31 protein-coding genes are annotated in these 23,733 nt (G+C 39.1%); 16 read left to right on the top strand and 15 right to left on the bottom strand.

All coding sequences use genetic code 11. The features are described from left to right. The first annotated feature begins 179 nt into the window (after window positions 1-179). A complete protein-coding gene (locus QR42_RS08845; RefSeq protein ID WP_025093220.1) occupies window positions 180-452 on the top strand; it encodes a DUF2651 family protein in 273 nt (90 codons plus the stop codon). Window positions 453-596: 144 nt separating this feature from the next. On the opposite strand, the gene QR42_RS08840 is transcribed toward QR42_RS08845, so the two are convergent. Both QR42_RS08840 and QR42_RS08835 read right to left on the bottom strand, forming a co-directional pair. Further along, window positions 597-1,364, bottom strand: a complete 768-nt coding sequence (locus tag QR42_RS08840) for a pentapeptide repeat-containing protein (RefSeq protein WP_039178993.1) — start codon at window positions 1,362-1,364, stop codon at window positions 597-599. A gap of 335 nt (window positions 1,365-1,699) precedes the next feature. Next, on the bottom strand, window positions 1,700-2,596 hold the full coding sequence (locus tag QR42_RS08835; RefSeq protein ID WP_039178990.1) for a LysR family transcriptional regulator: 897 nt from the start codon (window positions 2,594-2,596) through the stop codon (window positions 1,700-1,702). Between the two features lie 99 nt (window positions 2,597-2,695). Here QR42_RS08835 and QR42_RS08830 point away from each other — a divergent pair, with 99 nt between their 5' ends. Continuing rightward, window positions 2,696-3,643, top strand: a complete 948-nt coding sequence (locus tag QR42_RS08830) for a carbon-nitrogen hydrolase family protein (RefSeq protein WP_039178988.1) — start codon at window positions 2,696-2,698, stop codon at window positions 3,641-3,643. Window positions 3,644-3,691: 48 nt separating this feature from the next. Here QR42_RS08830 and QR42_RS08825 read toward each other — a convergent pair whose 3' ends face one another. Continuing rightward, a complete protein-coding gene (locus QR42_RS08825; RefSeq protein WP_039178985.1) occupies window positions 3,692-4,009 on the bottom strand; it encodes a monooxygenase in 318 nt (105 codons plus the stop codon). A gap of 11 nt (window positions 4,010-4,020) precedes the next feature. Continuing rightward, the gene (locus tag QR42_RS08820) at window positions 4,021-4,947 is read right to left on the bottom strand and encodes a DsbA family protein (protein WP_039178983.1); all 927 of its coding nucleotides are present in this window, start codon (window positions 4,945-4,947) and stop codon (window positions 4,021-4,023) included. 182 nt (window positions 4,948-5,129) lie between these two features. On the opposite strand from QR42_RS08820, the gene QR42_RS08815 reads away from it, so the two are divergent. The 3 genes from QR42_RS08815 to QR42_RS08805 all read left to right on the top strand — a co-directional run bounded on the left by QR42_RS08815 (window position 5,130) and on the right by QR42_RS08805 (window position 6,661). After that, on the top strand, window positions 5,130-5,702 hold the full coding sequence (locus tag QR42_RS08815) for a TetR/AcrR family transcriptional regulator (RefSeq protein ID WP_039178980.1): 573 nt from the start codon (window positions 5,130-5,132) through the stop codon (window positions 5,700-5,702). Between the two features lie 68 nt (window positions 5,703-5,770). Beyond that, window positions 5,771-6,196: a MarR family winged helix-turn-helix transcriptional regulator gene (locus tag QR42_RS08810; protein WP_039178978.1), complete on the top strand. Its 426-nt coding sequence runs from the start codon at window positions 5,771-5,773 to the stop codon at window positions 6,194-6,196. 117 nt (window positions 6,197-6,313) lie between these two features. Further along, entirely contained in the window at window positions 6,314-6,661 is a 348-nt protein-coding gene (locus QR42_RS08805) for a DoxX family protein (protein WP_039178975.1), read from the top strand. 72 nt (window positions 6,662-6,733) lie between these two features. Here QR42_RS08805 and QR42_RS08800 read toward each other — a convergent pair whose 3' ends face one another. Then, window positions 6,734-6,922 (bottom strand): hypothetical protein, encoded by a 189-nt coding sequence (locus QR42_RS08800; protein ID WP_039178972.1) that lies wholly within the window; start codon window positions 6,920-6,922, stop codon window positions 6,734-6,736. A 210-nt stretch (window positions 6,923-7,132) separates the two neighbouring features. Here QR42_RS08800 and QR42_RS08795 point away from each other — a divergent pair, with 210 nt between their 5' ends. The 5 genes from QR42_RS08795 (at window position 7,133) to QR42_RS08775 (ending at window position 11,380) form a co-directional block, all read left to right on the top strand. Beyond that, window positions 7,133-8,302 (top strand): FAD-dependent oxidoreductase, encoded by a 1,170-nt coding sequence (locus tag QR42_RS08795; protein WP_039178969.1) that lies wholly within the window; start codon window positions 7,133-7,135, stop codon window positions 8,300-8,302. A 42-nt stretch (window positions 8,303-8,344) separates the two neighbouring features. After that, the gene (locus tag QR42_RS08790) at window positions 8,345-9,025 is read left to right on the top strand and encodes a TetR/AcrR family transcriptional regulator (RefSeq protein WP_039178966.1); all 681 of its coding nucleotides are present in this window, start codon (window positions 8,345-8,347) and stop codon (window positions 9,023-9,025) included. A gap of 139 nt (window positions 9,026-9,164) precedes the next feature. Continuing rightward, the gene (locus tag QR42_RS08785) at window positions 9,165-9,833 is read left to right on the top strand and encodes a helix-turn-helix transcriptional regulator (protein WP_039178964.1); all 669 of its coding nucleotides are present in this window, start codon (window positions 9,165-9,167) and stop codon (window positions 9,831-9,833) included. Beyond that, window positions 9,830-10,204: a RidA family protein gene (locus QR42_RS08780; RefSeq protein WP_039178961.1), complete on the top strand. Its 375-nt coding sequence runs from the start codon at window positions 9,830-9,832 to the stop codon at window positions 10,202-10,204. Before QR42_RS08785 ends, QR42_RS08780 begins: the two co-directional genes overlap by 4 nt. 72 nt (window positions 10,205-10,276) lie before the next feature. Continuing rightward, window positions 10,277-11,380, top strand: a complete 1,104-nt coding sequence (locus tag QR42_RS08775) for a threonine synthase (RefSeq protein WP_039178959.1) — start codon at window positions 10,277-10,279, stop codon at window positions 11,378-11,380. Window positions 11,381-11,723: 343 nt separating this feature from the next. Here QR42_RS08775 and QR42_RS08765 read toward each other — a convergent pair whose 3' ends face one another. Next, window positions 11,724-12,065 carry a winged helix-turn-helix transcriptional regulator gene (locus tag QR42_RS08765; protein ID WP_039178956.1) on the bottom strand — a complete coding sequence of 114 codons (342 nt, stop codon included), beginning with the start codon at window positions 12,063-12,065 and terminating at the stop codon, window positions 11,724-11,726. Between the two features lie 122 nt (window positions 12,066-12,187). Here QR42_RS08765 and QR42_RS08760 point away from each other — a divergent pair, with 122 nt between their 5' ends. The 4 genes from QR42_RS08760 (at window position 12,188) to QR42_RS19705 (ending at window position 15,242) form a co-directional block, all read left to right on the top strand. After that, window positions 12,188-12,769, top strand: a complete 582-nt coding sequence (locus QR42_RS08760) for an NAD(P)H-dependent oxidoreductase (RefSeq protein ID WP_039178952.1) — start codon at window positions 12,188-12,190, stop codon at window positions 12,767-12,769. Between the two features lie 601 nt (window positions 12,770-13,370). Continuing rightward, entirely contained in the window at window positions 13,371-14,543 is a 1,173-nt protein-coding gene (locus QR42_RS08755; RefSeq protein WP_039178949.1) for an MFS transporter, read from the top strand. A 194-nt stretch (window positions 14,544-14,737) separates the two neighbouring features. Then, complete coding sequence (locus QR42_RS08750) at window positions 14,738-15,073, top strand: hypothetical protein (protein WP_039178946.1); 336 nt, start codon at window positions 14,738-14,740, stop codon at window positions 15,071-15,073. 43 nt (window positions 15,074-15,116) lie between these two features. Then, window positions 15,117-15,242: a hypothetical protein gene (locus tag QR42_RS19705; protein ID WP_254966705.1), complete on the top strand. Its 126-nt coding sequence runs from the start codon at window positions 15,117-15,119 to the stop codon at window positions 15,240-15,242. Between the two features lie 54 nt (window positions 15,243-15,296). Here QR42_RS19705 and parC read toward each other — a convergent pair whose 3' ends face one another. The 3 genes from parC to QR42_RS08735 form a co-directional block, all read right to left on the bottom strand. Further along, the gene (gene parC / locus QR42_RS08745) at window positions 15,297-17,735 is read right to left on the bottom strand and encodes a DNA topoisomerase IV subunit A (protein ID WP_039178942.1); all 2,439 of its coding nucleotides are present in this window, start codon (window positions 17,733-17,735) and stop codon (window positions 15,297-15,299) included. A gap of 2 nt (window positions 17,736-17,737) precedes the next feature. Beyond that, entirely contained in the window at window positions 17,738-19,705 is a 1,968-nt protein-coding gene (parE, locus tag QR42_RS08740) for a DNA topoisomerase IV subunit B (RefSeq protein ID WP_039178939.1), read from the bottom strand. Window positions 19,706-20,122: 417 nt separating this feature from the next. Continuing rightward, the gene (locus QR42_RS08735) at window positions 20,123-20,536 is read right to left on the bottom strand and encodes a CoA-binding protein (protein WP_039178937.1); all 414 of its coding nucleotides are present in this window, start codon (window positions 20,534-20,536) and stop codon (window positions 20,123-20,125) included. Between the two features lie 154 nt (window positions 20,537-20,690). Between QR42_RS08735 and plsY the strand changes: the two genes are divergently transcribed. Together plsY and QR42_RS08725 are read left to right on the top strand one after the other, a co-directional pair. Continuing rightward, window positions 20,691-21,272, top strand: a complete 582-nt coding sequence (plsY, locus tag QR42_RS08730; RefSeq protein ID WP_024425146.1) for a glycerol-3-phosphate 1-O-acyltransferase PlsY — start codon at window positions 20,691-20,693, stop codon at window positions 21,270-21,272. A 97-nt stretch (window positions 21,273-21,369) separates the two neighbouring features. Then, a complete protein-coding gene (locus QR42_RS08725; protein WP_024425145.1) occupies window positions 21,370-21,657 on the top strand; it encodes a HesB/YadR/YfhF family protein in 288 nt (95 codons plus the stop codon). 39 nt (window positions 21,658-21,696) lie between these two features. Here the strand turns inward: QR42_RS08725 and QR42_RS08720 are convergent, their stop codons facing one another. The 6 genes from QR42_RS08720 to QR42_RS08695 all read right to left on the bottom strand — a co-directional run bounded on the left by QR42_RS08720 (window position 21,697) and on the right by QR42_RS08695 (window position 23,697). Next, a complete protein-coding gene (locus QR42_RS08720; RefSeq protein WP_039178934.1) occupies window positions 21,697-22,008 on the bottom strand; it encodes a hypothetical protein in 312 nt (103 codons plus the stop codon). Between the two features lie 3 nt (window positions 22,009-22,011). Further along, complete coding sequence (locus QR42_RS08715) at window positions 22,012-22,434, bottom strand: acyl-CoA thioesterase (protein ID WP_024425143.1); 423 nt, start codon at window positions 22,432-22,434, stop codon at window positions 22,012-22,014. Window positions 22,435-22,541: 107 nt separating this feature from the next. After that, entirely contained in the window at window positions 22,542-22,784 is a 243-nt protein-coding gene (tlp, locus tag QR42_RS08710; protein WP_024427090.1) for a small acid-soluble spore protein Tlp, read from the bottom strand. Between the two features lie 14 nt (window positions 22,785-22,798). Next, a complete protein-coding gene (locus QR42_RS08705; RefSeq protein WP_008357830.1) occupies window positions 22,799-22,942 on the bottom strand; it encodes an acid-soluble spore protein N in 144 nt (47 codons plus the stop codon). Window positions 22,943-22,993: 51 nt separating this feature from the next. Next, window positions 22,994-23,119, bottom strand: coding sequence for an FbpB family small basic protein (locus QR42_RS18965; RefSeq protein WP_003211002.1), 126 nt, complete (start codon window positions 23,117-23,119; stop codon window positions 22,994-22,996). 74 nt (window positions 23,120-23,193) lie between these two features. Next, window positions 23,194-23,697, bottom strand: coding sequence for a TlpA family protein disulfide reductase (locus tag QR42_RS08695; protein ID WP_039178927.1), 504 nt, complete (start codon window positions 23,695-23,697; stop codon window positions 23,194-23,196). Window positions 23,698-23,733 lie beyond the last annotated feature (36 nt).

The following is a 23,733-nucleotide window of genomic DNA, read 5'->3' as shown; positions in this document are numbered from 1 at the left end:
AAAAAATAGGCTGCTTACTGAAAGCAGTCTTTTTCCATTCAACATGAAATACATTTAGATTGTCAATTCACCTCAGATTAAAAATTCCTTAAATTCCAATTTTTGTTTACAACGCACGAATTTCCTATTAATATGATACATATTCGGTTCTTCACCCGTTCATAAAGGAGAGTGACATGATGAGTGTTTTCTTTCTTCATCCTATGGCGCTGATCTTATTTACATTGCCTTTGTTATCTTTGATTTGGGGGATTGTTGGCTACTGCATCTTTAAGCGAGTTTATATCGTTCTTATCATCACATTTGCCGTCTCCACTATTTTCATATTTGCCTATACTGGGTTTGACATGTCAAATATGTATTGGGTCGTGGTGATGACCTTTTTATGCATGTGTACCTCTGTCATCACAAAAATCATTCGCTATATGTATGCCCGCTATAAAAGAGCATAACGAAAAAGCTGATATTCACAAAAATCAGCTTTTTCCATATAGAAATACATGGCGAATTAGTCAAAGTGAAAATCGGGGAACTGATTCCACTCAAATATACTAGAAGTTGATGTACGACCTAGACTTAGCAGGAAGAGGGACGCATCAAGCGTTCTCTTTGTTACATTCCAGATAACTGAAAAATCGCTCCACAAAATCAGCCCCATGTATTTTCTCCATATGCGCCGTGTTAAAAATATATTGTTCCATATGCTCAAGCTTGCGCAGGCTGCGTACCAGTACTTTCCGATCCTCGTCAGAAAGGTGAGGGTCATGATTTATCTTCAGCAATGCCTGTTTGACACGCGCGGAGACCTTTTCAACATATAGATGGTTTTTGGAAGCTGGCGGAATACATTGCGACAGGTCACAGCCTGTAAAGCGAACACCGTCAAGAATGCAGTTTTCAAAGTTGGCGATCAGCTTTTGTTTACCATTTCCCTCAAACGTTATATCCACTAGCTTACCGGTAAAAGTGCAGTGAACAATATTCGCTGCTTGTAAAATGCGGTCATTAAACCTACATTGATAAAATGTACAGTCGATAAACACAGCATTCTCCAATGTCATTCCTCTCATATCACAGGAGGAAAATTCGCAATTCGTAAAAACAGCCTCGCCTTTAGCAATCCCAACAGAGCGCAAATCGGAACGAATAAAAGTACAATGCTCAATCGTACTACCTGCAAAAAATCTCGCATTCGTCAGATCACACGTATTAAATACAAGATGACGCAGCTGACAGCTCCAAAATATAGGTGAATGAACATTCGAGTTGCTAATCGTCGATCCGCTTATCGTTTCGTGTTCATACCTGACAATATCAGAAAATATTTCATTGTCTACTGACATACCAGACTCAAGCCTTCTCATTGTGATCACCTATCTTTTAATCTTTTACCAGGATGAATACCTTCCAAAAGTTCATTTCTGTTTCACTCAACGGCTGGCATTGACAAGTTATTATATCATAAAGCTCGAAACATAAAGAGAGCGGTCATCATTTTGAGAGCGCTTATCTTGCAATGTGTCTTTCACACTCACTTTAAATCATAAGGGGGACAAAAGAATGAAAAGATATGACGCATTCCCAGAACCAATCGGCGGCTATACTGCCGGACGCACACAGAAAGTCAATCATACGATGGCGTGGACTTGATTAAGAAAACGAGCAGTAAGTGATCTAAAATGAAAAAAAGCCTTGAGAATTAGGCTTTTTTTGTTTCTACATGGTATATATCCGTGACGATTTTTAAAAAAGCCTTCAAAGCACGTGTTTTATATCGACCTTTCTTCACGACAATGCCAATTTTCCAGGGAATATATTGACTACTAATTGGTTTTACACAAATGTCCTCTTTATACATGTCCGTTAAAGGACTTGGAATGATCGCAACTCCTAATTCATCACGAACTAATGTCAAAAGCAAATCCCATTGTGTTGTGCTGTACGCGACATCGGGAACAAAATGTTCCTTACGGCAGCTTTCTAAAATCACTTGACTTAACGCAAATGAAGAATCAAACAATATCCAGTTATCCTCTTTAAGCTGTTCAAGCGAGAGCTGTTGTTCATCTTTTAAAGCGTGATTTTTTGGTAAACAAGCCACAAACGGCGCTTCAAAAATGAGTTGTTCTTCTAATTCATGACTTTGGGCAGGTATGACAATAAAGGCCGCATCTACTTCGCCTTTCTCAACGAGTTTTTCTACATGTAAGCCGCCCTCCTCAATCATTTCGAGCGTCACATCTGGATGCTTTTGAGTAAAAGCTTTTGCCACTTTCGAAAAGAAAAAGGTACCAATTATTTGCGGCAGACCGATCTTTAAATGGCCGCGAATATGCGTGTCGGTATCACCCAGCTCCATTTGCAATTCATTCATTTGCTGCAGTACCGCAATCGCTTTTTCATATACAAGCTGTCCTTCATCCGTTAACTTGAAAATTCGATTTGACCGATCGAAAAGGATGACACCCAGTTTTTTCTCTAATTTTTGAATGGTTTTAGAGAGGGAAGGCTGGGCGATAAAAAGCTTTTCACTTGCTCTTGAAAAACTTCCACAATCCGCAATCGTTTTAAATATTTCAAAGTCCCGTATGTTCATTTTACCCTCCATTATTCCAATAAGGCATACTCATTATGATGATGATATATTGTACATTATAAACGTTTATTTTTACACTGAGAATAAGGAGGGGTTAAGATGTCTACATGTAAAGTTGCTGTTGTGCAAGCTGCTTCTGTCATTATGGATAAAGAAGCAAGTACTGAAAAAGCCATTTCGTTAACACTTCAAGCCGGAGAAAAAGGAGCCAATATTGTTGTATTTCCTGAAGCTTTTATACCTGCCTATCCTAGAGGACTAGCTTTTGGCGCCACAGTAGGAAGCCGTTCTCCAGAAGGAAGAAAGGACTGGCTTCGTTACTTAGAAAATTCAGTTCCAGTTCCAAGTAGAACGACTGACAGATTAGGAGAAGCAGCCCGCAAAGCTGGTGTCTACCTCGTCATCGGTGTCATTGAAAGAGATGACGAATCAAGTCGCGGGACTTTATACTGCTCCGTATTGTTTTTCGGACCAGATGGAACCTTACTTGGAAAGCACCGTAAACTAAAGCCGACAGGTTCCGAACGACTCATATGGGGAGAGGGGGATGGCAGCACACTGCCGGTTTTCGATACACCGTACGGTAAAATAGGCGCTTTAATTTGCTGGGAAAACTATATGCCATTAGCTAGAGCAGCGATGTATGCAAAAGGCGTCCAAATCTATATAGCCCCTACGGCAGATTCCAGGGAACTATGGCAATCTACGATTCGCCATATTGCCGCAGAAGGCCGATGCTTCGTTCTATCTTGTAATCAATATGTGAATAAAGAGATGTATCCTAAAGATTTAGCCTGCTATGATGTATTAGCATCTTCTCCTGATGAGATGTGCCGAGGGGGGAGTGCAATCGTCGGTCCTTTAGGCGAATATATAAAAGAACCTGTCTATGGTCAGGAAGAGATACTGCTGGCAGATCTTGATTTGCGTGATATTTCTTCTAGTCAATTCGACTTCGATGTAGTGGGGCATTATTCAAGACCTGATATCTTCCAACTCGTCGTCAATGAAGAGAAAAAAGAAAATGTAAAGTGGATGAATCGATGAAATCACACGAAAAAAAGAGCAGCCATCAGCCGCTCTTTTTTTCGTGTGTCAACCTTGATGAGTTTTTAATGGACCTTTTGTGATATGAGTAAGATGAGCATTTATGTTAAAGATTTTAGCGTTGATGTCTGTTATTCCAAAGCTAGTGATTCTTTTAGAATGCATCTCAAGATAGTTTTCAGCTGCTTCTTTTGTTTCGAATAAGTAGATTCCGCCAGCCTCATTCTTCTCCGGATTCTCCGTCCATATTTTCCATATGAATCCGTCTTCCTCATTTATACTTTTCGCTAAATCAGCAAACTCTTTTGCCATTTCATCACCGAAAGGGCCTTTCATCTTAAAATCCACCTGTAATAAATGTGCCATCGTCATTCTCCTTATGTTGAAGTTGTAAAATACAGTTCCCCCAGCACTTCTTTCATTTGATACTGCTGCTGCGGAAGTTCTTTCTTCATAAAAGACCGTACATCTGATTGGTCAACATCGTACATCACTTCAATTTCTTTAGAAAATAGAAGTTTTTCTTTTTCGAGCAGGGTAGAAACAGCTGGGCGTTTTTTCGGTTCAAGTTCTTCAGGGTTTAATGCTTGCTTTAATCCTTCAACATAGACTTCAAATGAGCGGCCACCCGTGATTTTGACTCCTTTATTTTCTTCGTTGACGAAGATGATCGTTGGGAAACCTCTAGCACCAAGGTCTCGAACTAGAGTAAAATCTTGATTTAATAATTCCTGGCCGCTTGGCAGCTCCGCTTCATGGACAATCACATCTCCGTTAAGTCCAAGATCGTTGACGATGTCAATTAACACCGTGATATCCGATATATTTTGATTGAATGCAAATAGCGCTTCTCTCGCACGGCGTAAAAAAGTATAGGCTAGTGCATCATCATGATGTTTTTGAATCACTTTGAACACGCGAGAGGGCGGGTAGGAAGATTGAACAGGATTGTCAATCATTAAGGACCCATCAATTGGCATGCGGGAATGTTCTCCAACCTCTCTCCAGTGACCAGCCACATCAGCAGGTTTGTAAATTCCGTTTGCAGGATCAATTGGACCGCCATGCCATTTCTCTAACAGTCCACCCAACACAGTCTGGAAATGAAAATAATGTCCATATTGCTCTTTAAATCGACGTAGCACAGGTTCAATTGCCCAGCAATGCGAACAAATCGGATCTGTTACATAATAGAGCGTTATTGTTTTTTTAGGTTGCTGAAAATCAATGACCTGAATATCCTCTTCTTCACCTACACCACATACACCTGTTTCTATATCACAAAACATCTCATTGTTTTTCAATTTCATTTTCCTCCTCAAATTTTGTAGGAACGCTATTGCCTATCAGTTTGTTTGAATCAAGCAATGATTTACTTTACAATTAAATCTTAAGACACAATGAGTGAGACCAACACCAATAATTTCTTCAATTTGTTGTTTATCCAACAGATTGATAGATGTGTTGAAAAAGGAGGAGGGATAAGATGCCACAGCCAAAGACAGACCCTCGGGTCCTAAGAACGCGTAAGTTAATCATGGAGTCATTTATTAAACTTTCATCGAAAAAGGAATTTAAGGATATTACGATCAAAGATGTCACGGCAGAAGCCATGATCAACCGCGCGACGTTTTATTATCATTTTGAGGATAAATACGATTTGCTGGATAAAACACTATCAGAAGTATTATCGATTAATTTAGAAAGTATAAATTTCAATCATCGTAAACTTGATGAAGATACGATTATCAATATTTTTAAAGCACTAACGAATTTCCAACAATCTCTGCATAACCGCTGCCAAGTAGAATATGAAACTGAACTTGCTCCTATTGTGAGGGAACAGCTTGAAATTATTTTTTATCAATTGTTAATCAATCAATATGCAAATGTCGAAAAGCAAATTCTGAAGGTCACAGCTGTTTTTTTAAGTTGGGGAATTCACGGAGCTTCTGTTGAGTGGAGAAAAAATAGTTCGCACTTATCATCAGAGGAGTTTATCAAATCAGCAGTGCCATATATCTTGTCAGGGATTGATTTTAAACAAGCAGATGGATGATTTGACAATTTTCAAAGGCTTCACTAATATAAATGCTATAGCATATAAATTTCATAGAGGGTGTTTACATGGATTTACAAGATTTAATAGGCTATCTCGTTCATCGTACCGATCTCAAAATGACCAATTATTTTACGAACAGGCTAAAGCCTTACGGGGTCACGCCTGAACAATGGAGTATTATAAGTATTCTGAGTAGTGAAAAGGGGACTACTCAAAAAGAATTGGCAGAAGGAATTGATAAAAATCAAACCACTGTCGTCAGAATGATCCAGTCTATGGAACGAAAAGGGCTTGTCAAAAAGATCTATAATGAACAAGACCGGCGCTCACATCATCTGCTTTTAACAGAAAAAGGGGACGAGGTCAAAAAGGCCATTCTTCCTGTTGTCATGGATGCACATCAAACGGTGACAAAGCAATTAAACGCTGAAGAGATTCAACAATTAAAATTACTTTTAAACAAATTATTTCATTCACACTATGAATCTTGAAATGTCTAATCTGTAACGAACTGTTTATGTCCGATATATGCTATGACATATAAATTGTATCAGCTGAAATTTTGTCCATTTGGACTTGAGTGTTTCAGTCAAATAACTTAGAAAGATGTGATCACGATTTTCATACTTATTCTTCAAATGATATTGGCCGCTTTCTTTTTTGTAACAGGATCGAAAATTATATCAGGGAAAATGGCAGAAGAGTTCAAACGATTTGGTTTACCTGCTTTTTTTAATGTTTTAACCGGAGCCTTTGAGCTCATAGGCGCAGCTGGAATGCTAATTGGCATATGGATGCCAACAATCGCAATATTATCAGGCTTATTGTTAGGAGGCACGATGCTGGCAGCTGCACTTACTCTGATCGTATTGGCCAAAGATCCCTTTAAAAAAGCAATCCCGGCACTTGTGTTATTCGCTCTCAGTATTGGGATCAGCTTGTACCACATTCTTTAAGTTCATATCAAGGTAAGTCACAAAACCTAAACAAATCTCCACTATTCTAATGGTGGATGATGTTTAGGTTTTTTAGCGATTGAATTGTTTTCGAAGAACTAAGCATGAGACAGCAAATACTGCAAAAGCGCCCGCTGATCCAGCAGCAAACACGAGCTCAGATTGTTCTAGTTTGGACTTGAATAACAAAGGGACAGAAAGAATGAGAGCGGCACCACTAAAGCTCAATCCTAATATCAACATTGCTAGTAATTTATTCATAGAAACACCTCTTACACTCATAATGAAAACAATCGAAAAGAATCATATTTGGAGTGTATCATATAGTGACGAGCGATGGCTTTCTTTTCATTAAAGCACTCGTAAAATAAACTTTTTTAAACGAACACTGTTCTTAACGAACGGTGTTCGTTATAATATAAATGAGATGTGACTTTAAACGATTTTCATAAAGAAGAGGAGATGCATACGATGACGGCATTATCTAAGGATCAAAAGCAAATCGCTATCATTGGAGGAGGACCTGGGGGGTTAACGCTCGCCTTAATACTGCAAAATTACGGTATACAAACAACCATCTATGAACGAGAGGTGCATGACAAGAGTCTTGAAAGAGGGGGCTCACTGGATATTCACGAAGAAACAGGCCAAAAAGCTTTAAAAGAAGCGGGAATTTATGAGGAATTTCAAAGGAACGCACGCTATGAAGGAGAAGATTTCCGATTACTTGATAAGTCAGGAAAAATTTATTTAGATGAAGAAACGGAACCAGATCAAAAAGGCACCCGCCCAGAAATTGACCGTGGTGTTTTGTGCGAACTGCTGTTAGATCAAATTGATGCTGAAAACATCAAATATGGATATAAACTAGAAAGTTGCGTTTCACTAGAAAACGGCATGACGGAGCTTCATTTTGAAAACGGAGTTGTCGAGACAGTTGATCTTTTAATTGGAGCAGATGGTGCTTTTTCTCGTGTGCGTCCTCTGTTAACAGATATTGATATTGAATACGCCGGACTCACGATGCTGGAACTGAATATCCTCAACGTAGAGGTGAATCACCCTGATTTAGCTGCATTTAATAAACGCGGGAAGATGTTTGCTTTAGCAGACCATAAAGGACTGATTGGTCAGTTAAACGGGGATGGACGAATAAAAGTGTATGCAAGCCTTATGGTTGAACGTAACTGGATTGAGGCTTGTGGTATTCCTTTTCATCAAGCGAAAGAAGCAAAAGAACAATTATTAGAGTTATTTAGTGATTGGGACGATCAGCTGAAAAATTATATTCGTTATGCAGAAGATGCCATCATTCCAAGACGGATTTATACGCTTCCTGTCGGTTTTAAATGGAATCGCCATAAAGGAGTAACGCTTATCGGTGATGCAGCTCATGTCATGTCACCATTCGCAGGGGAGGGCGTAAACATGGCGATGTTTGATGCAATGGAACTCGCACTTGCGATTGTCCGAAATCCTCATCATATCGAAAAGGCTATAGAAGAATACGAAGACATGATGTACGAATATTCATCGGAGAAAGCTCATGAATCAGAAAAAAGTTTAAAACTGTGTTTTTCAAAAAATGCTGCGGTCAAGCTTGCAGATATGATGAATTCTTTTCAAGAAAACGGAGATTGATGCTCAATTTACTATTTGACTTTGACATGTTATAAAGAGAGTATGAACAATTCAAATCGTCGTATTATCAGTCGTCGGTCTCAGCCGGCTAAAGAGCCTTTAAGCCGTGAACTCATTGTGAAAACTGCCTTTGACCTTCTTAAGGAGCAAGGGTTAGAGGGCATGAGTATGCGTAAGGTGGCTAAAGCATTAGATACAGGACCTGCATCCTTGTATGTCTACGTGAACAATTTTCAAGAACTAAGTGCTTACGTATTAGATTATGGTCTCGGCCAAATGGTTTATCCAAATTCAGCGGGTGGCACATGGAAAGAACAGTTATTTGACATATTGCATACTTATTTCCTGCTGCTATACGAAAAGCCAGGTCTTGCTGAAATTTCTCTTTCCACCATCCCGCAAGGAACGAACTTTTTACAGTTGACCGAACATCTTCTCGCTGCACTGCATGAAGGCGGAATCAAATCTACATCCGCTGCATGGGGAGTAGACCTGTTACTGTTATACGTATCTTCCGTAGCATACGAAAAGGTCTCTTGGAAGAAACAAGGCTCTTCGCAAATTTCAGATACAAAAAAAACATTTCATGATGCAGACAAAACGCGGTTTCCTTTTATCCATAGCCTGAAAAAAGAAATGTTTGCAGGTGATACCGTATCACTGGAACGGTTCAGGTGGGGAATTGACGTCATTTTGTCAGGGATCCAGCAAAAAATCAATTAGAAAGGAGCAAAAAAAGCAGTCAAAGGCTGCTTTTTTATATTTTCTCCACTTTTTCAAAACGTATAAAAAAATCTATATATTGTTTTTGCATATAAAAAATTATATAATCTAGTGGAATAAACAAATGAGGTGCTTAGGCATGGAACATATAAAGAATTTATTACAGAGCTATATTCCTTTAGCAAAATCTACTGCAAAAATGTTTGGACCAAATTGTGAAGTCGTGATTCATGATTTAACGAACCCTCAAGCATCAGTCATGTTTACAGTCAATCATCATGTGACGGGAAGAAAAATTGGTCAATCATTTGATCATTTGGTAAAGACTGTTTTACAATCAGAAGATTTTAAAGAAGATTATCTCGCTGGGTATACATTTAAAACCGAAGACAACCGTACCATTCGTTCTTCGACTTCATTAATTCGTGATTCCGAGCAAAAGGTGATTGGTGCATTCTGTATCAATTTTGATGTTGAAGCATTGAATCAAATGCAGCAATTTATGGATACTTTTCTTTCTACAAAAGTTGAAGTTCAAGAGAATGAAACAACAACAACAAATGATGATCTTGAAAATGTGGAAGAAATCGTAGATCAATTGATTCAACAGATCATTGAAAACAGTGTTCACCCAGTCATGAAACGCCATGAAAAAATTGAATTAATAAGGTTTATGGATGAAAAGGGAATTTTTTTAATGAAAGGTTCAGTTGAGAAGGTCGCATCTATGTTAGGTATTTCTAAAGTCACCGTCTATAGCTATTTGGATGAGATCAAACATAAATCGAATGAAGGGGAAACGAAATGAAAAGCATCTTTGAGGTAGGGAATCTAAAAGCCAACGGACACTATGCATTCGCAACCGTTCATCAAAACACGGTCTATGTTTCAGGACAATTTGCCATCAATCCTGAAACGAGAGAAAAAGAATTCGGTCCCATTGAAGAAGAGACATTACAAGCGCTTAAAAATGTCGAGATGATTGTAGAAGCGGCTGGAAGTAAAAAAGAAAAAATTTTGCGTATGACATTATACATTTCTGATATTGAACTATGGGACAAGGTAGATGCGGTTTACACTGAATTTTTCGGTGAACACCAACCAGCACGTACTGTTGTACCAACGAATGAATTACATTTCGGTTTCAAAATTGAAATTGATGCTATTTCTTATATTTAGAATATTTTTTTGCCTATGATATATAAAAAAGTATATTTCGTATAAAAAATTATTCGAAGGGGATGATGATCGATGAATCAATTGATTTGTAACGATTGTGGGAAAGTATATGAGATGACAACAACCCTATGGAAATGTGATTGTAACGGCGTATTAAACCTGGTGAAAGATACCCCTAAAATAGATATGGCGGCTTGGGATCACTATCCAAACTCATTATGGCGTTATGTTGAAACCATGCCCTTTTCAAAGGGTTCTAAGACTTGGGAATCTGTAACAATGGGTGAAGGTCAAACTCCGTTAATCCTTTTAGATCCGAATGAGCCAAATACTTATGTAAAAGTTGATTATATGATGCCTACACTCTCCTTTAAAGATCGAGGAGCTGCTGTTTTAATGACAAAGGCAAAGGAATTAGGGGTATCAAAAGTCATTGCGGATAGCAGCGGGAATGCAGGAACAGCGATTGCCGCTTATGCAGCTCGTTGCAAGATTGCATGTGACATCTATTTAAGCGATGAAACTTCACCTAAAAAGGTCGCTCAAATAAAAGCCCATGGAGCAACGATTAAAGAAATTCGTGGTACACGCGAGGACATTGCTGCTGCAGCCCAAAAAGCAGTAGACGACGAAAACGTTTTTTATGCAAGCCATGTGTATCATCCTTATTTTTTTGAGGGAACAAAAACATACGCATATGAAATCTATGAACAAATAAAAGGAGCTCCAGATGCTGTAATCATTCCGGTTGGAAACGGCACTCTCCTTCTAGGAGCGTATTATGGCTTTAAAGAGCTATTTGAAAATGGTTTGATTCATAAAATACCGAAAATCATTGCCATACAAGCGAAAAACTGTGCACCTCTTGTGAAAGCTTATCAAAACGAGGAGGAATCAGCATCGCCTGTTACGAATACAGGGACCTTAGCAGAAGGGATAGCCATTGCTGCCCCGGCGCGCTCCAAACAAATTCTACAAGCTGTACAAGATACCAATGGTACATTTATAGATATTGAAGAAGATGAAATATTGAATGCACGCTCTAAACTAAGTGAAAAAGGATTTTATGTGGAAGTGACATCTGCAGTCAATTTTGCCGGCTACTTGAAATATAAAAAGGAATCAAAAGAAACCATCGTCATACCTCTCTGCGGGGCAGGGATTAAGTCAAAATAAGCCGTAGAATACAACTTGAAAGATGACATCATCCCATTGCTGGAACAATCCGATTCTGATAGTTACTTATCACCAGAGGTTTGTCAGACCGTTGCTGCGAGATTGCGTCAACTGATCCGCCATTGGCTAGTAGATGATGACATAGATAAAATGAACGCTCTCTATCTAGCAGAAGGTATGGAACTAGCGCATGAACAAAATGAGGTATTGGGATTTATATAGGAAGAGGTCGAAAAATAGCTGTTTCATTATCATTCTAAGAGTATCTCAAGAGAGATGCTCTTTTTCTTGCCTGAATGCACAATCTCTTTTGCCCAAAAGTACAATTTCACTCAACTTCTAACTATTTTTTCATTTGTTCTTCTCCCCAATAACAAATTGCATCTAACACAGGCATCAATGATAATCCCTTTTCCGATAAACTATATTCTACTTTTGGAGGCACTTGAGGATATTCTTTACGATTAATTAATTGATCCGCTTCAAGTTCTTTTAGTGTATTGGTTAATGTTTTAAAAGAGATAGTCCCGAGCATTCGTTTTAACTGATTATAGCGAATAGGACCATTGTTTGCATATAAGGCATACAGTACCGTCATCTTATATTTCCCACCAATTAAAGATAAAGTATACCCAAATCCAGTTTCTTTTAGGTCAACATTAGCTGTAAAGGATTCTTTCGTCATTTCACACTCTCCTTTAGGTTAGTATCGCACTTTAATTACCGTACTTGTAGTACGTTATAGCATACAATAAAATGAATGTACATCAAAATATGATGAAAATAACAAAAAAGGGTGAATGAATAATGAAAACGATTGTCTATGCACATCCTTGGGACGGAAGCTATAATCATGCCATTTTGACTTCCATTACAGAAAATCTAGAAACAAAGAGAGAACTATTTCAAGTGATCGATTTATATAAAGATGGGTTTAATCCCGTTTTTTCAGCTGAAGAATTGAAGTATTTTATTAAAGGCGAAACACCTTATCAATTAGTTAAGGATTATCAAAAGAAATTAAGTCAGGCAACTGAATTAATATTTATATTTCCTGTCTGGTGGTGGGATTTACCTGCAATTTTAAAAGGATTTATTGATAAAGTCATGTTAAGAGGTTTCGCATTCTTAGAAGATAAAAACACTGGGGCTTTAAAAGGTTTATTGACAAATATTAAAAAAACAACTGTGATCTCAACATCTACAACAGATAAGGATTATATAGAATCTGAAGGTGGGAATGCGATTCAAAGCGTTTTTATTAACAGAACTCTTGCTGACTTGGGACTTAAAAATGAAGACACCCAATGGATTCATTTTTCAAGAGTTAACTTAACAACAGATGAAAAGAGAAAAATATTTTTAAACGAAATATCCCAAAGTATTTAATTTACTGTTGCAGCCAATAAGGAAAGGCACAACCTTTACGACCAATCTAATTTATTGAGAAGGTGGTAGAGGTTGTGAAAAATTAAATATGTATTCTCATTTCTTAGTTTACATAATATATATTCTAGGAAGTTAAGCAACAAATGAATTTCCTTTGTCTCAAAACTAAGTATACTTATCTTATTGAGACGAAAAAGAAAAAATCAATTTTAAATTGGTTCATCTAAATGCTTTGATGATATTCGCTTGATTTCATGGACAAAAACATTTCGCTGCAACGTTTTTGTCAAACAGCGCCAGATGCTATGAACTTTGCTATCAATCGTTCATTTATAGCTCCAGTTGATGTTCGATTGTGTGTTTACCAAATCAATGCTTTTTTCGTTCTAATATGTCAAAACATCTAGTCCAACATTACACTTGAAAAATGCTCATTAATCATTGTGTATCCATCAATTTCACCTCTCACCAAAAGAAATTTCGTTTGACTAACATTTTTTCATTACGTTCCTCCCTCCTGTTATTTACGAATCAGCAAGTCTCATTTATAATCGAGTAGATTTGTTCGATAACATATATATTTTTAAATGTGAGGGATTAGATGGAATTAAAGTGGTATAAAGCAATTATTGTGATCTTTACGATGTCTGGAATCTCCATTTCTACATGGTTTTCGCGGACACCGGAAGTTAGAGATTTATTACAAGCAAACACAGGAACAATGGGACTTATTTTACTCGGTTTATCTGTTGGCTCAATTGTTGGGCTTGTTCTTTCAAATGTATTCGTCCGTAAAAAAGGCGGTCGAGTGGCGATTGTGATCAGTGCTTTTTTGATGTTTTTTGGATTCACTACCCTTGCCATTGGTTCCACGCTCTCTTCTATCTTTGTCGTCACTTCTGGTCTTTTTCTTTTTGGAGCAGGCTCTGGCATGTGTAATGTAGCGATGAACTTAGAAGGAACAGAGATTGAGTACAGCATCAAGAAAACCATTCTGCCTATATTGCACGCTTCCTTTAGCATTGGGACGTTAATTGGAGCAGGTGCTGGAATTCTTTTTATCCATCTAGGGGTTTCTGTATTGATACACCTTCTCGCTATTGCCCTTCTATTCTTCCTCAGCATATTGATTTGTACACGGTTTATCCCGCATGGGACAGGAAAAGATCAGCATGAGAAGCAGTCAGATACAATTGAGCCTACTCAAACAGCATGGCTGAACAAACGAACGATATCTCTTGCGATGATCGCCTTATGCCTTGCGTTTGTCGAAGGCTCGGCCAATGATTGGATTCCACTTGCAATGGTGGATGGCTATCAAGTTTCACATTCCATGAGTACGGTCATCTATGCTTTGTTTTTGTGCGGCATGATTAGCGGCAGACTGATCAGCGGACGATTGATTGATCGCTTTGGCAGAGTGTTATTGCTAAGAGTGGCCATTTTATCAGCAGCTGCAGGACTATTCTTAGTCATTTTAAAGATTTCACTTGTTGTATGTATGATATCAATCTTTTTATGGGGACTTGGCGCATCTTTAGGCTTTCCGCTGACCATTTCTGCAGCTGGCGATGATAGCCGATACGCTGTCAAGCGCGTCAGTATTGTGACCTTATCTGGTTACACAGCCTCCCTTTCCGGCCCTCCTATTTTAGGGCTGCTTGCTAATCAAGTTGGACTGCTTCATGCCTTTATCTTTGTTCTATTTGCCATATGTATTGCAGGAATCTTTACCAAAGCAGTAGCAAAACCACATTCATTACAAGCTCACTAAACGTGTCTGATCCTTGATCATGGCACTTTTTTTAAATTTAAAAAATAAAATTGAAACCTTTCATGAAGTGAAACAGTCCTATAGATGTCCTGATGTTTATCGCTTTTTTAAAGAGGGAAAGTAAAAAAATAAGACTTTTCAAATAACTGAAAACGTGGTAAGATCATGAAAATAACCAGGAAGGGGTGAGAAAAATGAAAAAAAATATGCTATTAAAATTAGGTGTTTTGTGCATAGCACTTGCAAGTTTTCATTTGTTCTCAATGCCTCATTCCGTTCAGGTATACCATCATGCGAAGGTGGTTGCCGATCAAGAATCACATGAAATGAAAATCGTCCAGACAATGGGCGATGAAAAGAAACAAAAGCATGTGAGCGCAGTATTTGCCGCATTTACAGCACTGCTGATTATTGGCAGTATGACAGCTGGATTTGCACGCATCACTCATACTGATCGATTTGACCGGAAAAAGAAGCATTTACTTGCAGTGTTCTATCAATCTTCTTATTTCCGACAAGCTCGTGTTTAACCTAACCATCTAAATCAAAACAAAAACTGGGAGGTTTTACACGATGTTATTTTTCTTAAGAATTTTCATTCTAGGTCTATTCTCTGTCACTTCACTTTCTCTTTTCGTTTACCAAGGAATTGAAGTAGTTCATGCCATTACAAGCATGTTTGGCAACCACGAGAGCTAATTGACCTGTATATAAAAAGAAACCCCCTGCCAATCGCAGGGGGTTTTCGTTTGCTTATTTATTGTCATCTGGTGCACGTTCAGGTGTCAGAAGGACATGAGTCACTTCTCCCTGCTCTTCCTCATCTACAATAAATGACCCATTGCTATAGCGGTCATTCGCTCTTAAAGTAGAAATATCTAGTGGAATCGTTGTGCCTTTTTCGGTATCTATCTCAAGTGTATCGTGCAGCGCTGCAGCGATCACAGCCACAATACGGTGCGGGTTTTTCTTTAACTCTCTCAGCATAAGAACTCCGCGTTTCGCTCTTGATGTTTTATCAAATTCAGAGAGGTTCATTCGCTTTACAGCCCCTCTTTGTGTCGTGAGCACAAGGACATCGTTCTTCGGATCAATGATCTGGCCAGAGACTACCTCGTCCCCTTCCTTCAAATTGATTCCTTTGACACCTGCCGCTCTCGGTCCAACAACACTTACTTCTTCTTCATCAAACCATAAACCGTAACCATTTTTCGTTGCAATAAACAATTCCTGCTGTCCTGTTGTAACATGAACATCTACGAGTTCATCGTCACCTTTTAGATTCAAGGCGACAAGCGGTTTCGAATAACGCTGCGCTTTATATTGAAGAAGCTCTGTTTTCTTCACCATTCCACCTTTCGTAAAGAATAAAAGATATGACGTTTCATCAAATTCTTTTATTGGAATGGCTTTTTGGATTGATTCCTCGCGATCAATCGAAATGATATTCGTAATATGCTGCCCCATGTCTTTCCAGCGTATATCTGGCAGTTGGTGAACAGGACAATAAATGTAGCTTCCTTTATTCGTAAACAGCAGAAGTACATCCGTTGTATTCATTTCAAACTGATGAATCAAACGGTCAGTATCCTTCATGCCAAAGTCCTTACCGTTAGAGGCAGCATAGGAGCGCTGGCTTGTTCGTTTGATGTAACCATCCTTCGTGACTGTCACGTAAACATCCTCAGATGCGATCATCACTTCAAGGTTAATCTTAATTTCTTCGATTTTTTCCTCAATCACGGATCTTCTCTCATCAGCATATGTCTTTTTGAGCTTTTTCAGGCTGTTTGTAATGACCTTCAGCAGCTTTTTCTCGTTCGCTAAAATGTCTTCAAGCTCTGCGATGCGCACATCAAGCTCTCTTGCTTCGTCTCTTAATTGCGTAATATCTGTATTCGTTAAACGATATAACTGGAGTGAAACAATCGCTTCTGATTGTGCTTCTGTAAAATCATATTTCGCCATCAAGTTGTTCTTTGCATCTCGCTTATCATTAGAGGAGCGGATTGTGGCAATGACTTCATCTAAGATAGAAAGTGCCTTAATTAAGCCGTCGACAATATGGTGGCGTTCCTTCGCTTTTCGAAGCTCATACGCTGAGCGGTTCGTCACCACTTCTTTTTGATGGGCAATATATGCATCTAGTATAGTTGTGAGCGTCATTAAGGTCGGTCTTCGATTATGTATCGCTACCATATTAAAGTTATACGGGATTTGCAGATCTGAGTTTTTATATAAGAAATTCAGCACACCATTTGCATCTGCTTCTTTTTTCAGCTCTACTACGATTCGAAGCCCAGTACGGTCTGTTTCATCTCGGACCTCTGAAATACCTTCTACTTTTCTCTCAATTCGGAACTCGTCCATCTTTTTGACAAGGTTGGCTTTATTCACTTCGTAAGGAATTTCTGTGATCACGATTTGCTGGCGTCCGCCGCGGATGGTTTCAATCTCCGCTTTTCCGCGAATCATGATCTTCCCTTTTCCTGTTTCATACGCTTTCTTAATACCGTCTACACCTTGAATGATACCGCCCGTTGGGAAATCCGGCCCTTTGATGACTGTCATTAAATCCTCAACCGTACAAGCCGGCTGTTCGATTCGTTTAATAACGCCATCAATGACTTCTCCCAAGTGATGCGGCGGGATATCTGTCGCATAACCAGCTGAAATCCCTGTTGATCCATTCACGAGAAGGTTTGGGAACATTGCTGGTAGTACAACTGGCTCTTTGCTTGTATCATCAAAGTTTGCAACAAATTCGACCGTTTCCTTGTCTAGGTCCTTTAAAAGCTCTGAAGCAATGGCAGACAGTCTTGCTTCCGTATAACGCATGGCAGCAGGCGGATCTCCATCAATACTCCCGTTATTTCCGTGCATCTCAATCAGCACATTTCGTACTTTCCATTCCTGACTCATTCTTACCATCGCTTCATAAACAGATGAGTCCCCGTGCGGATGGTAGTTACCAATCACGTTACCGACTGTTTTAGCGGCTTTACGGAAGTTTTTATCCTGCGTATTTCCTTCTGCGTACATCGCATATAAAATTCTTCGTTGTACGGGTTTTAGACCATCACGTGCATCTGGAAGCGCACGGTCTTGGATAATATATTTACTATAGCGGCCAAAGCGGTCGCCGATTACTTCTTCTAATGGTAAATCATGAAATCGTTCTTGTTGTGCCATGTTTAAACCTCCTCAGCTAGCGACAAGTTTTCATTTTCAAGAATGTTGCTTTCCTCATCAAGTCCAAAGGCGACATTCTTTTCAATCCATTTACGGCGTGGTTCAACTTTGTCACCCATTAAAGTTGTGACGCGGCGTTCCACACGTGCAGCATCATCAATTTTGACCCTGACAAGTGTTCTCGATTCTGGATTCATTGTCGTTTCCCATAGCTGGTCGGCATTCATTTCACCTAACCCTTTGTAGCGCTGAATCGTGTACCCTTTTCCAACTTTCTTGAGTACGTCATCCATTTCTTCATCAGACCATGCGTACTCAATAATCTCTTTTTTCCCTGAGCCTTTGCTGACTTTATATAAAGGCGGAAGTGCAATAAACACTTTGCCATGCTCAATCAGCGGCTTCATATAGCGGTAGAAGAATGTTAAGAGAAGCACTTGAATATGCGCTCCATCCGTATCCGCATCTGTCATGATGACGATTTTGTCATAATTGATGTCTTCCACATTAAAATCGACACCGACGCCTCCACCAATTGCATGAATAATGGTGTTGATTTCTTCGTTTTTGAAAATATCAGCAAGCTTTGCTTTTTCAGTATTGATGACCTTTCCGCGCAGTGGCAGCACCGCTTGGAATTTACGGTCACGTCCCTGTTTTGCTGACCCGCCCGCTGAGTCACCCTCTACTAGATATAGTTCGTTTCTTGCTGGGTTTCTAGATTGGGCTGGTGTTAATTTTCCGCTCAGCGTTGCTTCAGATTTTTTACGTTTCTTGCCGCTCCTCGCTTCTTCACGGGCTTTTCTAGCAGCTTCTCTTGCCTGCTGCGCTTTAATCGCTTTTTTCACAAGAAGAGTGGCTGTTTCCCGGTTTTCTTCAAGAAAATACGCAAGTTTTTCAGAAATAACAGCATCAACAGCTGAACGAGCCTCACTTGTCCCAAGCTTTCCTTTTGTCTGCCCTTCAAATTGAAGCAGCTCTTCAGGAATTCTGACAGAAATAATAGCAGACAGTCCTTCGCGAATATCAGTACCTTCTAAATTTTTGTCTTTTTCTTTTAAAAGGGCCACTTTGCGTGCATATTCGTTAAAGGCTCTCGTCATGGCCGTTTTGGCACCAGACTCATGTGTTCCGCCATCTTTTGTTCTGACGTTATTGACGAAGGAAAGGATATTCTCCGAGTAGCCATCGTTAAATTGAAAAGCAAAATCTACTTCAATGGACTGATGCTCTCCTTCAAATGAGACGACTTCACTTAGAACATCTTTTTCTTCATTTAGATAAGCAACAAAGGCTTCAATGCCTGTCTCATAATAAAACGTTTCTTGTACATCATGCCGTTCATCGATCAGCTCTATTTTTAATCCTTTTAATAAAAAGGCAGATTCTCTTAAACGCTCTGATAATGTATCGAAATTATAGGTCGTAACACTGAACATGGTTGGGTCCGGCTTAAAATGAATTAGTGTTCCCGTTTTTTTCGATTTTCCGACTTTTTCAAGTGATGTGACAGGTTTACCGCCGTTTTCAAAGCGCTGATGATAAATAAATCCGTCCCGTTCAATCGTGACAGTAAGCCATTCTGACAGCGCGTTCACAACCGATGCCCCAACTCCGTGAAGTCCACCACTTGTTTTATATCCACCTTGACCAAATTTTCCGCCTGCGTGCAGGACCGTTAAAATGATCTCAGGTGTCGGTTTTCCAAGCTTATGCATACCAGTAGGCATTCCCCGCCCTTTATCTTGGACGGAAATGCTGTTATCTTTATGTATTTTGACAATGATATGATCTCCATGGCCAGCGAGCACTTCATCGACAGAGTTGTCTACAATCTCATAGACAAGGTGATGAAGACCGCGGGAATCCGTAGATCCAATATACATCCCTGGACGTTTACGGACCGCTTCAAGCCCCTCTAGCACCTGAATAGAATCATCGTTATAATCTACTTGCTGCTTTTTAACCAAATGCTTAATCCCCTTTCACTAACAAACATAACCGGCTAATCATCAAATGATCTCTCTAGATTTTAATGATGATCATGCTGCTCATTACTGTCCACTTTAATAAGCTGCATCATCACCATGCATGTGGGATTGACCAATACATGTTCTTTTGCACAGCTATGAGAATCATTCTACATTCTGCAATCAGAACTAGAAGTCCATTATAAACAAGACTGTTTCATAAGCCAAATGCAATCATATGATGGTTTTAGCAAAACAGAACAAATGTTCTATATTTATCTTATCGCTCTTTTTCTCGATATGCAAGGCCGCCGATATGTCCCTGTCGCCTTATTTTATCGCTTTCTTCTAGAATCGCAAATATATTTCTGCAACAAAAAAGCAAAAATCCTTGAAAAACCAAGGATTTTTGACGAATTAATGAGTTTTTGTCAACGCATGAGCCACCTTGATACATAAATCCATGATGGCGACCTTGCCATTTTCCTCAATCAGCCTTTTCGCTTCATCGTGATATATGCCTTGCTGCGCCCAAAAAACAGGTGCGTCTATTTGGAGAAACTCTTCTGCCACCTCTGGCAAAAACTCTGAACGTCTAAAGACATTGACGATATCAACAGGCTCTTTTATGTCTTTTAAAGAAGCGACTGCTTTCACACCGAGTGCTTCATCGATCGTTGGATTCACTGGGATAATCTCATACCCGGCATCCTGCATCGCTTTAGACACCATATAAGACGTCCGGTGCGGCTGATCTGATAATCCAACAACAGCAATTCGTTTACTGCTCTTTAATATACGGCCGATTTCTTCTTTCGTAGGATTGTTCATCAAGACACTCCTTTTCCTCTATTTTAGCGAATTTCTGCTTAAAAACAAAGCTGAATCCATCTGCTTTGGATTTTTTCAAAAAAAGTTCCCCATGTTTTTCACAAGATCATGTTAAAATGTAAGACAAGAGGGAGAATATAAAGGAGTTATGCAGATGTTAATTGCTTTGATGTTTATTTTGGCTTATCTTCTCGGCAGTATTCCATCCGGTCTCATTGTCGGGAAAGCTGCAAAGGGTATCGATATCCGTGAACATGGCAGCGGAAACCTGGGTGCGACGAATGCATTTCGTACACTTGGCGTAAAAGCAGGGTCTATTGTGATTACTGCTGATATCCTAAAAGGGACGCTTGCTTCAGCTTTACCGTTTTTCATGCAGCTGGACATCCATCCCTTATTAGCAGGAGTTGCTGCTGTTATCGGTCACAGCTTTCCTGTCTTTGCAAAATTTAAAGGGGGAAAGGCAGTCGCTACATCAGGCGGTGTGCTGCTATTTTACGCCCCATTCCTATTTATCACGATGATCGCTGCTTTTTTCTTATTTTTATACATTAGTAAATATGTTTCACTATCATCTATGCTGACCGGGATCTATACATTCATTTACAGCATATTCACCAAAGACCTATTCTTAATCATTGTTGTTGCCGTTCTTGCTGGCTTTGTGATTTACAGACACATCGCCAACCTCAAACGAATTCTCAACAAAACTGAACCGAAAATCAAATGGCTCTAGCCGTTTCATTCATTTAAATCTGTGGTAAAAGTAAAGAAAAGCTGTTTTTGCATCCTGCATTTTAAAAACAGCATGACTTCAAAAAGGGGCGATCACATTGAAATTAACAATAAAAGAAGATGCACTCAATTGGTACAAGGATGAATTAGATTTAGAAAAAGGTGATCAAGTTCGCTTTTTTGTGAGATATGGCGGGTGCAGTAATGTTCAAAAAGGCTTTTCTCTCGGCGTCGCAAAAGATGAACCTCAAAATGCCGGCGCAACTGCTGAAATAGAAGGTATTACTTTCTTTATTGAGGAAAGTGATATTTGGTACTTTGACAACCATGATCTGCATATTGATTATAACGAGTCCGTGAAAGAACCAGAATTTCATTATGAATAAACAAAAAAGATACCTCATCCCTCGGGTATCTTTTTTGTTTTACACTTCAATATACAGCCCATACTCTTGAATGTTTCCTAAAGACCGTTCCTTTTGCAGAATTCTTTTTTGCGGCTCACCGATCAAGTCAAAATGAGGAAACCCTTCGCGGTCATGAATCCATTCTTTTTTTAGCCCATGTCTTTCTCCCCACTCAACTAACCGCTTCATATCCTGACAGGCTGCTTTTGTGACGGTATTGGCATTTGGAAAACGGTCATCGAGCCAGTAGTGTGTTAAAAAAGCAACTTTTCCTTCCTGGACAGCTGTTTTCCAAGCGTTTAAATCGCTTCGTTTAATACCAAAAGCCATAAATTAAACCTGCTTCTTCGACTGTTCATATACTTTATGCCAAGCAGGAAAGGCTTTTCTAAATTGAATAGGTCTAAAGGTATCTTTATCTACACAAATATGTGAGGTTGTCCCTGTAATCGCTGTTTGTCCATCAGGTTTTTGAATTTCATAGCCATACACCGTTTTGACACCATTATATTCTTCAATCCATGTATGAACGGTTGCTGTTTCACCATACAGCAATGGTTTTTTATATTGAACCTGCAAGTCTATAACAGGTGCAAGAGCACCGTCTGCTTCTAGCTGCGCATACGAAAACCCTAATTCTTTAATCAATGCTGTTCTGCCGACTTCCATCCAGATTAAATAATTGGCATGATATACGATGCCCATTTGATCTGTTTCTGCATAACGGACTTCTATTTCTTTTTTGGATACATACACGTTTTCATCGCTCTCCTATCAAAACCTAAGGTCTGTCTCTGCCATTTTACCACATTCCAAATGGTTCTTCTAAAAAGAGGCAATAAAATAAACCAGGAATCCCTGGTTTATTCAGTATAGCCATTCTTTCTTGCTGCTTCTTCGTCCTTGATCTCAGAACGCATCGCGTCAATACTCATTTTGCGGTTTTCGTTTTTTTGTTTGATCATTTGCTTTTCTGTCTCTGTCGAAACGGACATCGCTGCTTCAGATTCATCGATATTGTCAAGTGTGTTCTCGATCATATCTTGCAGCTTTTCAACATTATCAGATCGATCATCTGGATTGGATTGATATGACTCGTTATTCATGATGATTCCCCTCCTTATTCGCCCTTTGTCTGTATCACATCTGGCTGTTCATTTGATTTATTATGCATCTTTTTACCTTTATTCCGTTTGTATGCTACAGGTTTTGTCCCTAAATGGTCTGGTGTAAACTGCGCTTGTTTATCATGCTCTCTACCCATTATTCATCCCTCCCTCTTCTTTAGGATGAACGAAAACGGATAATTCATGACTTATTTTTGTCTAAATCGTTCTTCCAACTTTTCTTCGAGCTGGTTTAAAAATTCCTCATTGCTTAATAATTCTTTTTTATTTTCAAGCACAAGCTCTTCAAATGTGCGTCGTTTTCTTCTTCTCATTCCACTCACCTCCATATATGTATGATTACATTTTCGCCAAAACATTTGGAAAATAAGCAAAAAGAGCTGAATCATTATAGATCCAGCTCTTTTTCAATTTCTTTTTTTGTCAGCATTTGATGCTTCACAGACATGATGCGTCCTTTTTCATCTAATATGTAGGTCGTTGGGTATGAAAGCACCTGATATCTTGCTTGAATGCCTTTTTGGTCCAATAAAACAGGAAAGCTCAGCTTTAATTCTTTTGTGAATGCTGCCACATGATCCACACTCTTTTCAGTAGTCGTCAAATTCACCGCTAGTACTTCAACTTGGTCATTTTCGCTCCTAATTGCGTCTAGATCCGGCATTTCTGTCCTGCACGGCTTACACCATGTCGCCCAGAAATTGATGAGCACCTTTTTCCCTCGGTAATCAGATAACGAGGCGGTTTTGCCATCAAGGGTTTTTAGTTCGAAATCAGGGGCTTGATCCCCTTTTTCAAGACCGATTGCGGGCTCTTTTGGCCCAAATAAATTCCATGCAAGTAAACCAATCAACACAAGTAAAACAGCGCTTGCCATTCCTTTTTTCCACATGATTGATCCTCCACTATTTTAAAAAAGAAGAGAAAG

Source organism: Bacillus sp. WP8 (assembly GCF_000800825.1).
Classification (GTDB): domain Bacteria; phylum Bacillota; class Bacilli; order Bacillales; family Bacillaceae; genus Bacillus; species Bacillus safensis.
Note: the sequence above shows the minus strand (reverse complement) of the source record. Positions and strands in the feature narration are given on the sequence as shown.

Bases quoted from the DNA above. Each gene is read 5' to 3' on its own strand.
- QR42_RS08845 (WP_025093220.1), top strand. From the start codon at position 180: ATGAGTGTTTTCTTTCTTCATCCTATGGCGCTGATCTTATTTACATTG.
- QR42_RS08840 (WP_039178993.1), bottom strand. From the start codon at position 1,364: ATGAGAAGGCTTGAGTCTGGTATGTCAGTAGACAATGAAATATTTTCT.
- QR42_RS08835 (WP_039178990.1), bottom strand. From the start codon at position 2,596: ATGAACATACGGGACTTTGAAATATTTAAAACGATTGCGGATTGTGGA.
- QR42_RS08830 (WP_039178988.1), top strand. From the start codon at position 2,696: ATGTCTACATGTAAAGTTGCTGTTGTGCAAGCTGCTTCTGTCATTATG.
- QR42_RS08825 (WP_039178985.1), bottom strand. From the start codon at position 4,009: ATGGCACATTTATTACAGGTGGATTTTAAGATGAAAGGCCCTTTCGGT.
- QR42_RS08815 (WP_039178980.1), top strand. From the start codon at position 5,130: ATGCCACAGCCAAAGACAGACCCTCGGGTCCTAAGAACGCGTAAGTTA.
- QR42_RS08810 (WP_039178978.1), top strand. From the start codon at position 5,771: ATGGATTTACAAGATTTAATAGGCTATCTCGTTCATCGTACCGATCTC.
- QR42_RS08800 (WP_039178972.1), bottom strand. From the start codon at position 6,922: ATGAATAAATTACTAGCAATGTTGATATTAGGATTGAGCTTTAGTGGT.
- QR42_RS08795 (WP_039178969.1), top strand. From the start codon at position 7,133: ATGACGGCATTATCTAAGGATCAAAAGCAAATCGCTATCATTGGAGGA.
- QR42_RS08790 (WP_039178966.1), top strand. From the start codon at position 8,345: ATGAACAATTCAAATCGTCGTATTATCAGTCGTCGGTCTCAGCCGGCT.
- QR42_RS08785 (WP_039178964.1), top strand. From the start codon at position 9,165: ATGGAACATATAAAGAATTTATTACAGAGCTATATTCCTTTAGCAAAA.
- QR42_RS08780 (WP_039178961.1), top strand. From the start codon at position 9,830: ATGAAAAGCATCTTTGAGGTAGGGAATCTAAAAGCCAACGGACACTAT.
- QR42_RS08775 (WP_039178959.1), top strand. From the start codon at position 10,277: ATGAATCAATTGATTTGTAACGATTGTGGGAAAGTATATGAGATGACA.
- QR42_RS08765 (WP_039178956.1), bottom strand. From the start codon at position 12,065: ATGACGAAAGAATCCTTTACAGCTAATGTTGACCTAAAAGAAACTGGA.
- QR42_RS08760 (WP_039178952.1), top strand. From the start codon at position 12,188: ATGAAAACGATTGTCTATGCACATCCTTGGGACGGAAGCTATAATCAT.
- QR42_RS08755 (WP_039178949.1), top strand. From the start codon at position 13,371: ATGGAATTAAAGTGGTATAAAGCAATTATTGTGATCTTTACGATGTCT.
- QR42_RS08750 (WP_039178946.1), top strand. From the start codon at position 14,738: ATGAAAAAAAATATGCTATTAAAATTAGGTGTTTTGTGCATAGCACTT.
- QR42_RS19705 (WP_254966705.1), top strand. From the start codon at position 15,117: ATGTTATTTTTCTTAAGAATTTTCATTCTAGGTCTATTCTCTGTCACT.
- parC (WP_039178942.1), bottom strand. From the start codon at position 17,735: ATGGCACAACAAGAACGATTTCATGATTTACCATTAGAAGAAGTAATC.
- QR42_RS08735 (WP_039178937.1), bottom strand. From the start codon at position 20,536: ATGAACAATCCTACGAAAGAAGAAATCGGCCGTATATTAAAGAGCAGT.
- plsY (WP_024425146.1), top strand. From the start codon at position 20,691: ATGTTAATTGCTTTGATGTTTATTTTGGCTTATCTTCTCGGCAGTATT.
- QR42_RS08720 (WP_039178934.1), bottom strand. From the start codon at position 22,008: ATGGCTTTTGGTATTAAACGAAGCGATTTAAACGCTTGGAAAACAGCT.
- tlp (WP_024427090.1), bottom strand. From the start codon at position 22,784: ATGAATAACGAGTCATATCAATCCAATCCAGATGATCGATCTGATAAT.
- QR42_RS08705 (WP_008357830.1), bottom strand. From the start codon at position 22,942: ATGGGTAGAGAGCATGATAAACAAGCGCAGTTTACACCAGACCATTTA.
- QR42_RS18965 (WP_003211002.1), bottom strand. From the start codon at position 23,119: ATGAGAAGAAGAAAACGACGCACATTTGAAGAGCTTGTGCTTGAAAAT.
- QR42_RS08695 (WP_039178927.1), bottom strand. From the start codon at position 23,697: ATGTGGAAAAAAGGAATGGCAAGCGCTGTTTTACTTGTGTTGATTGGT.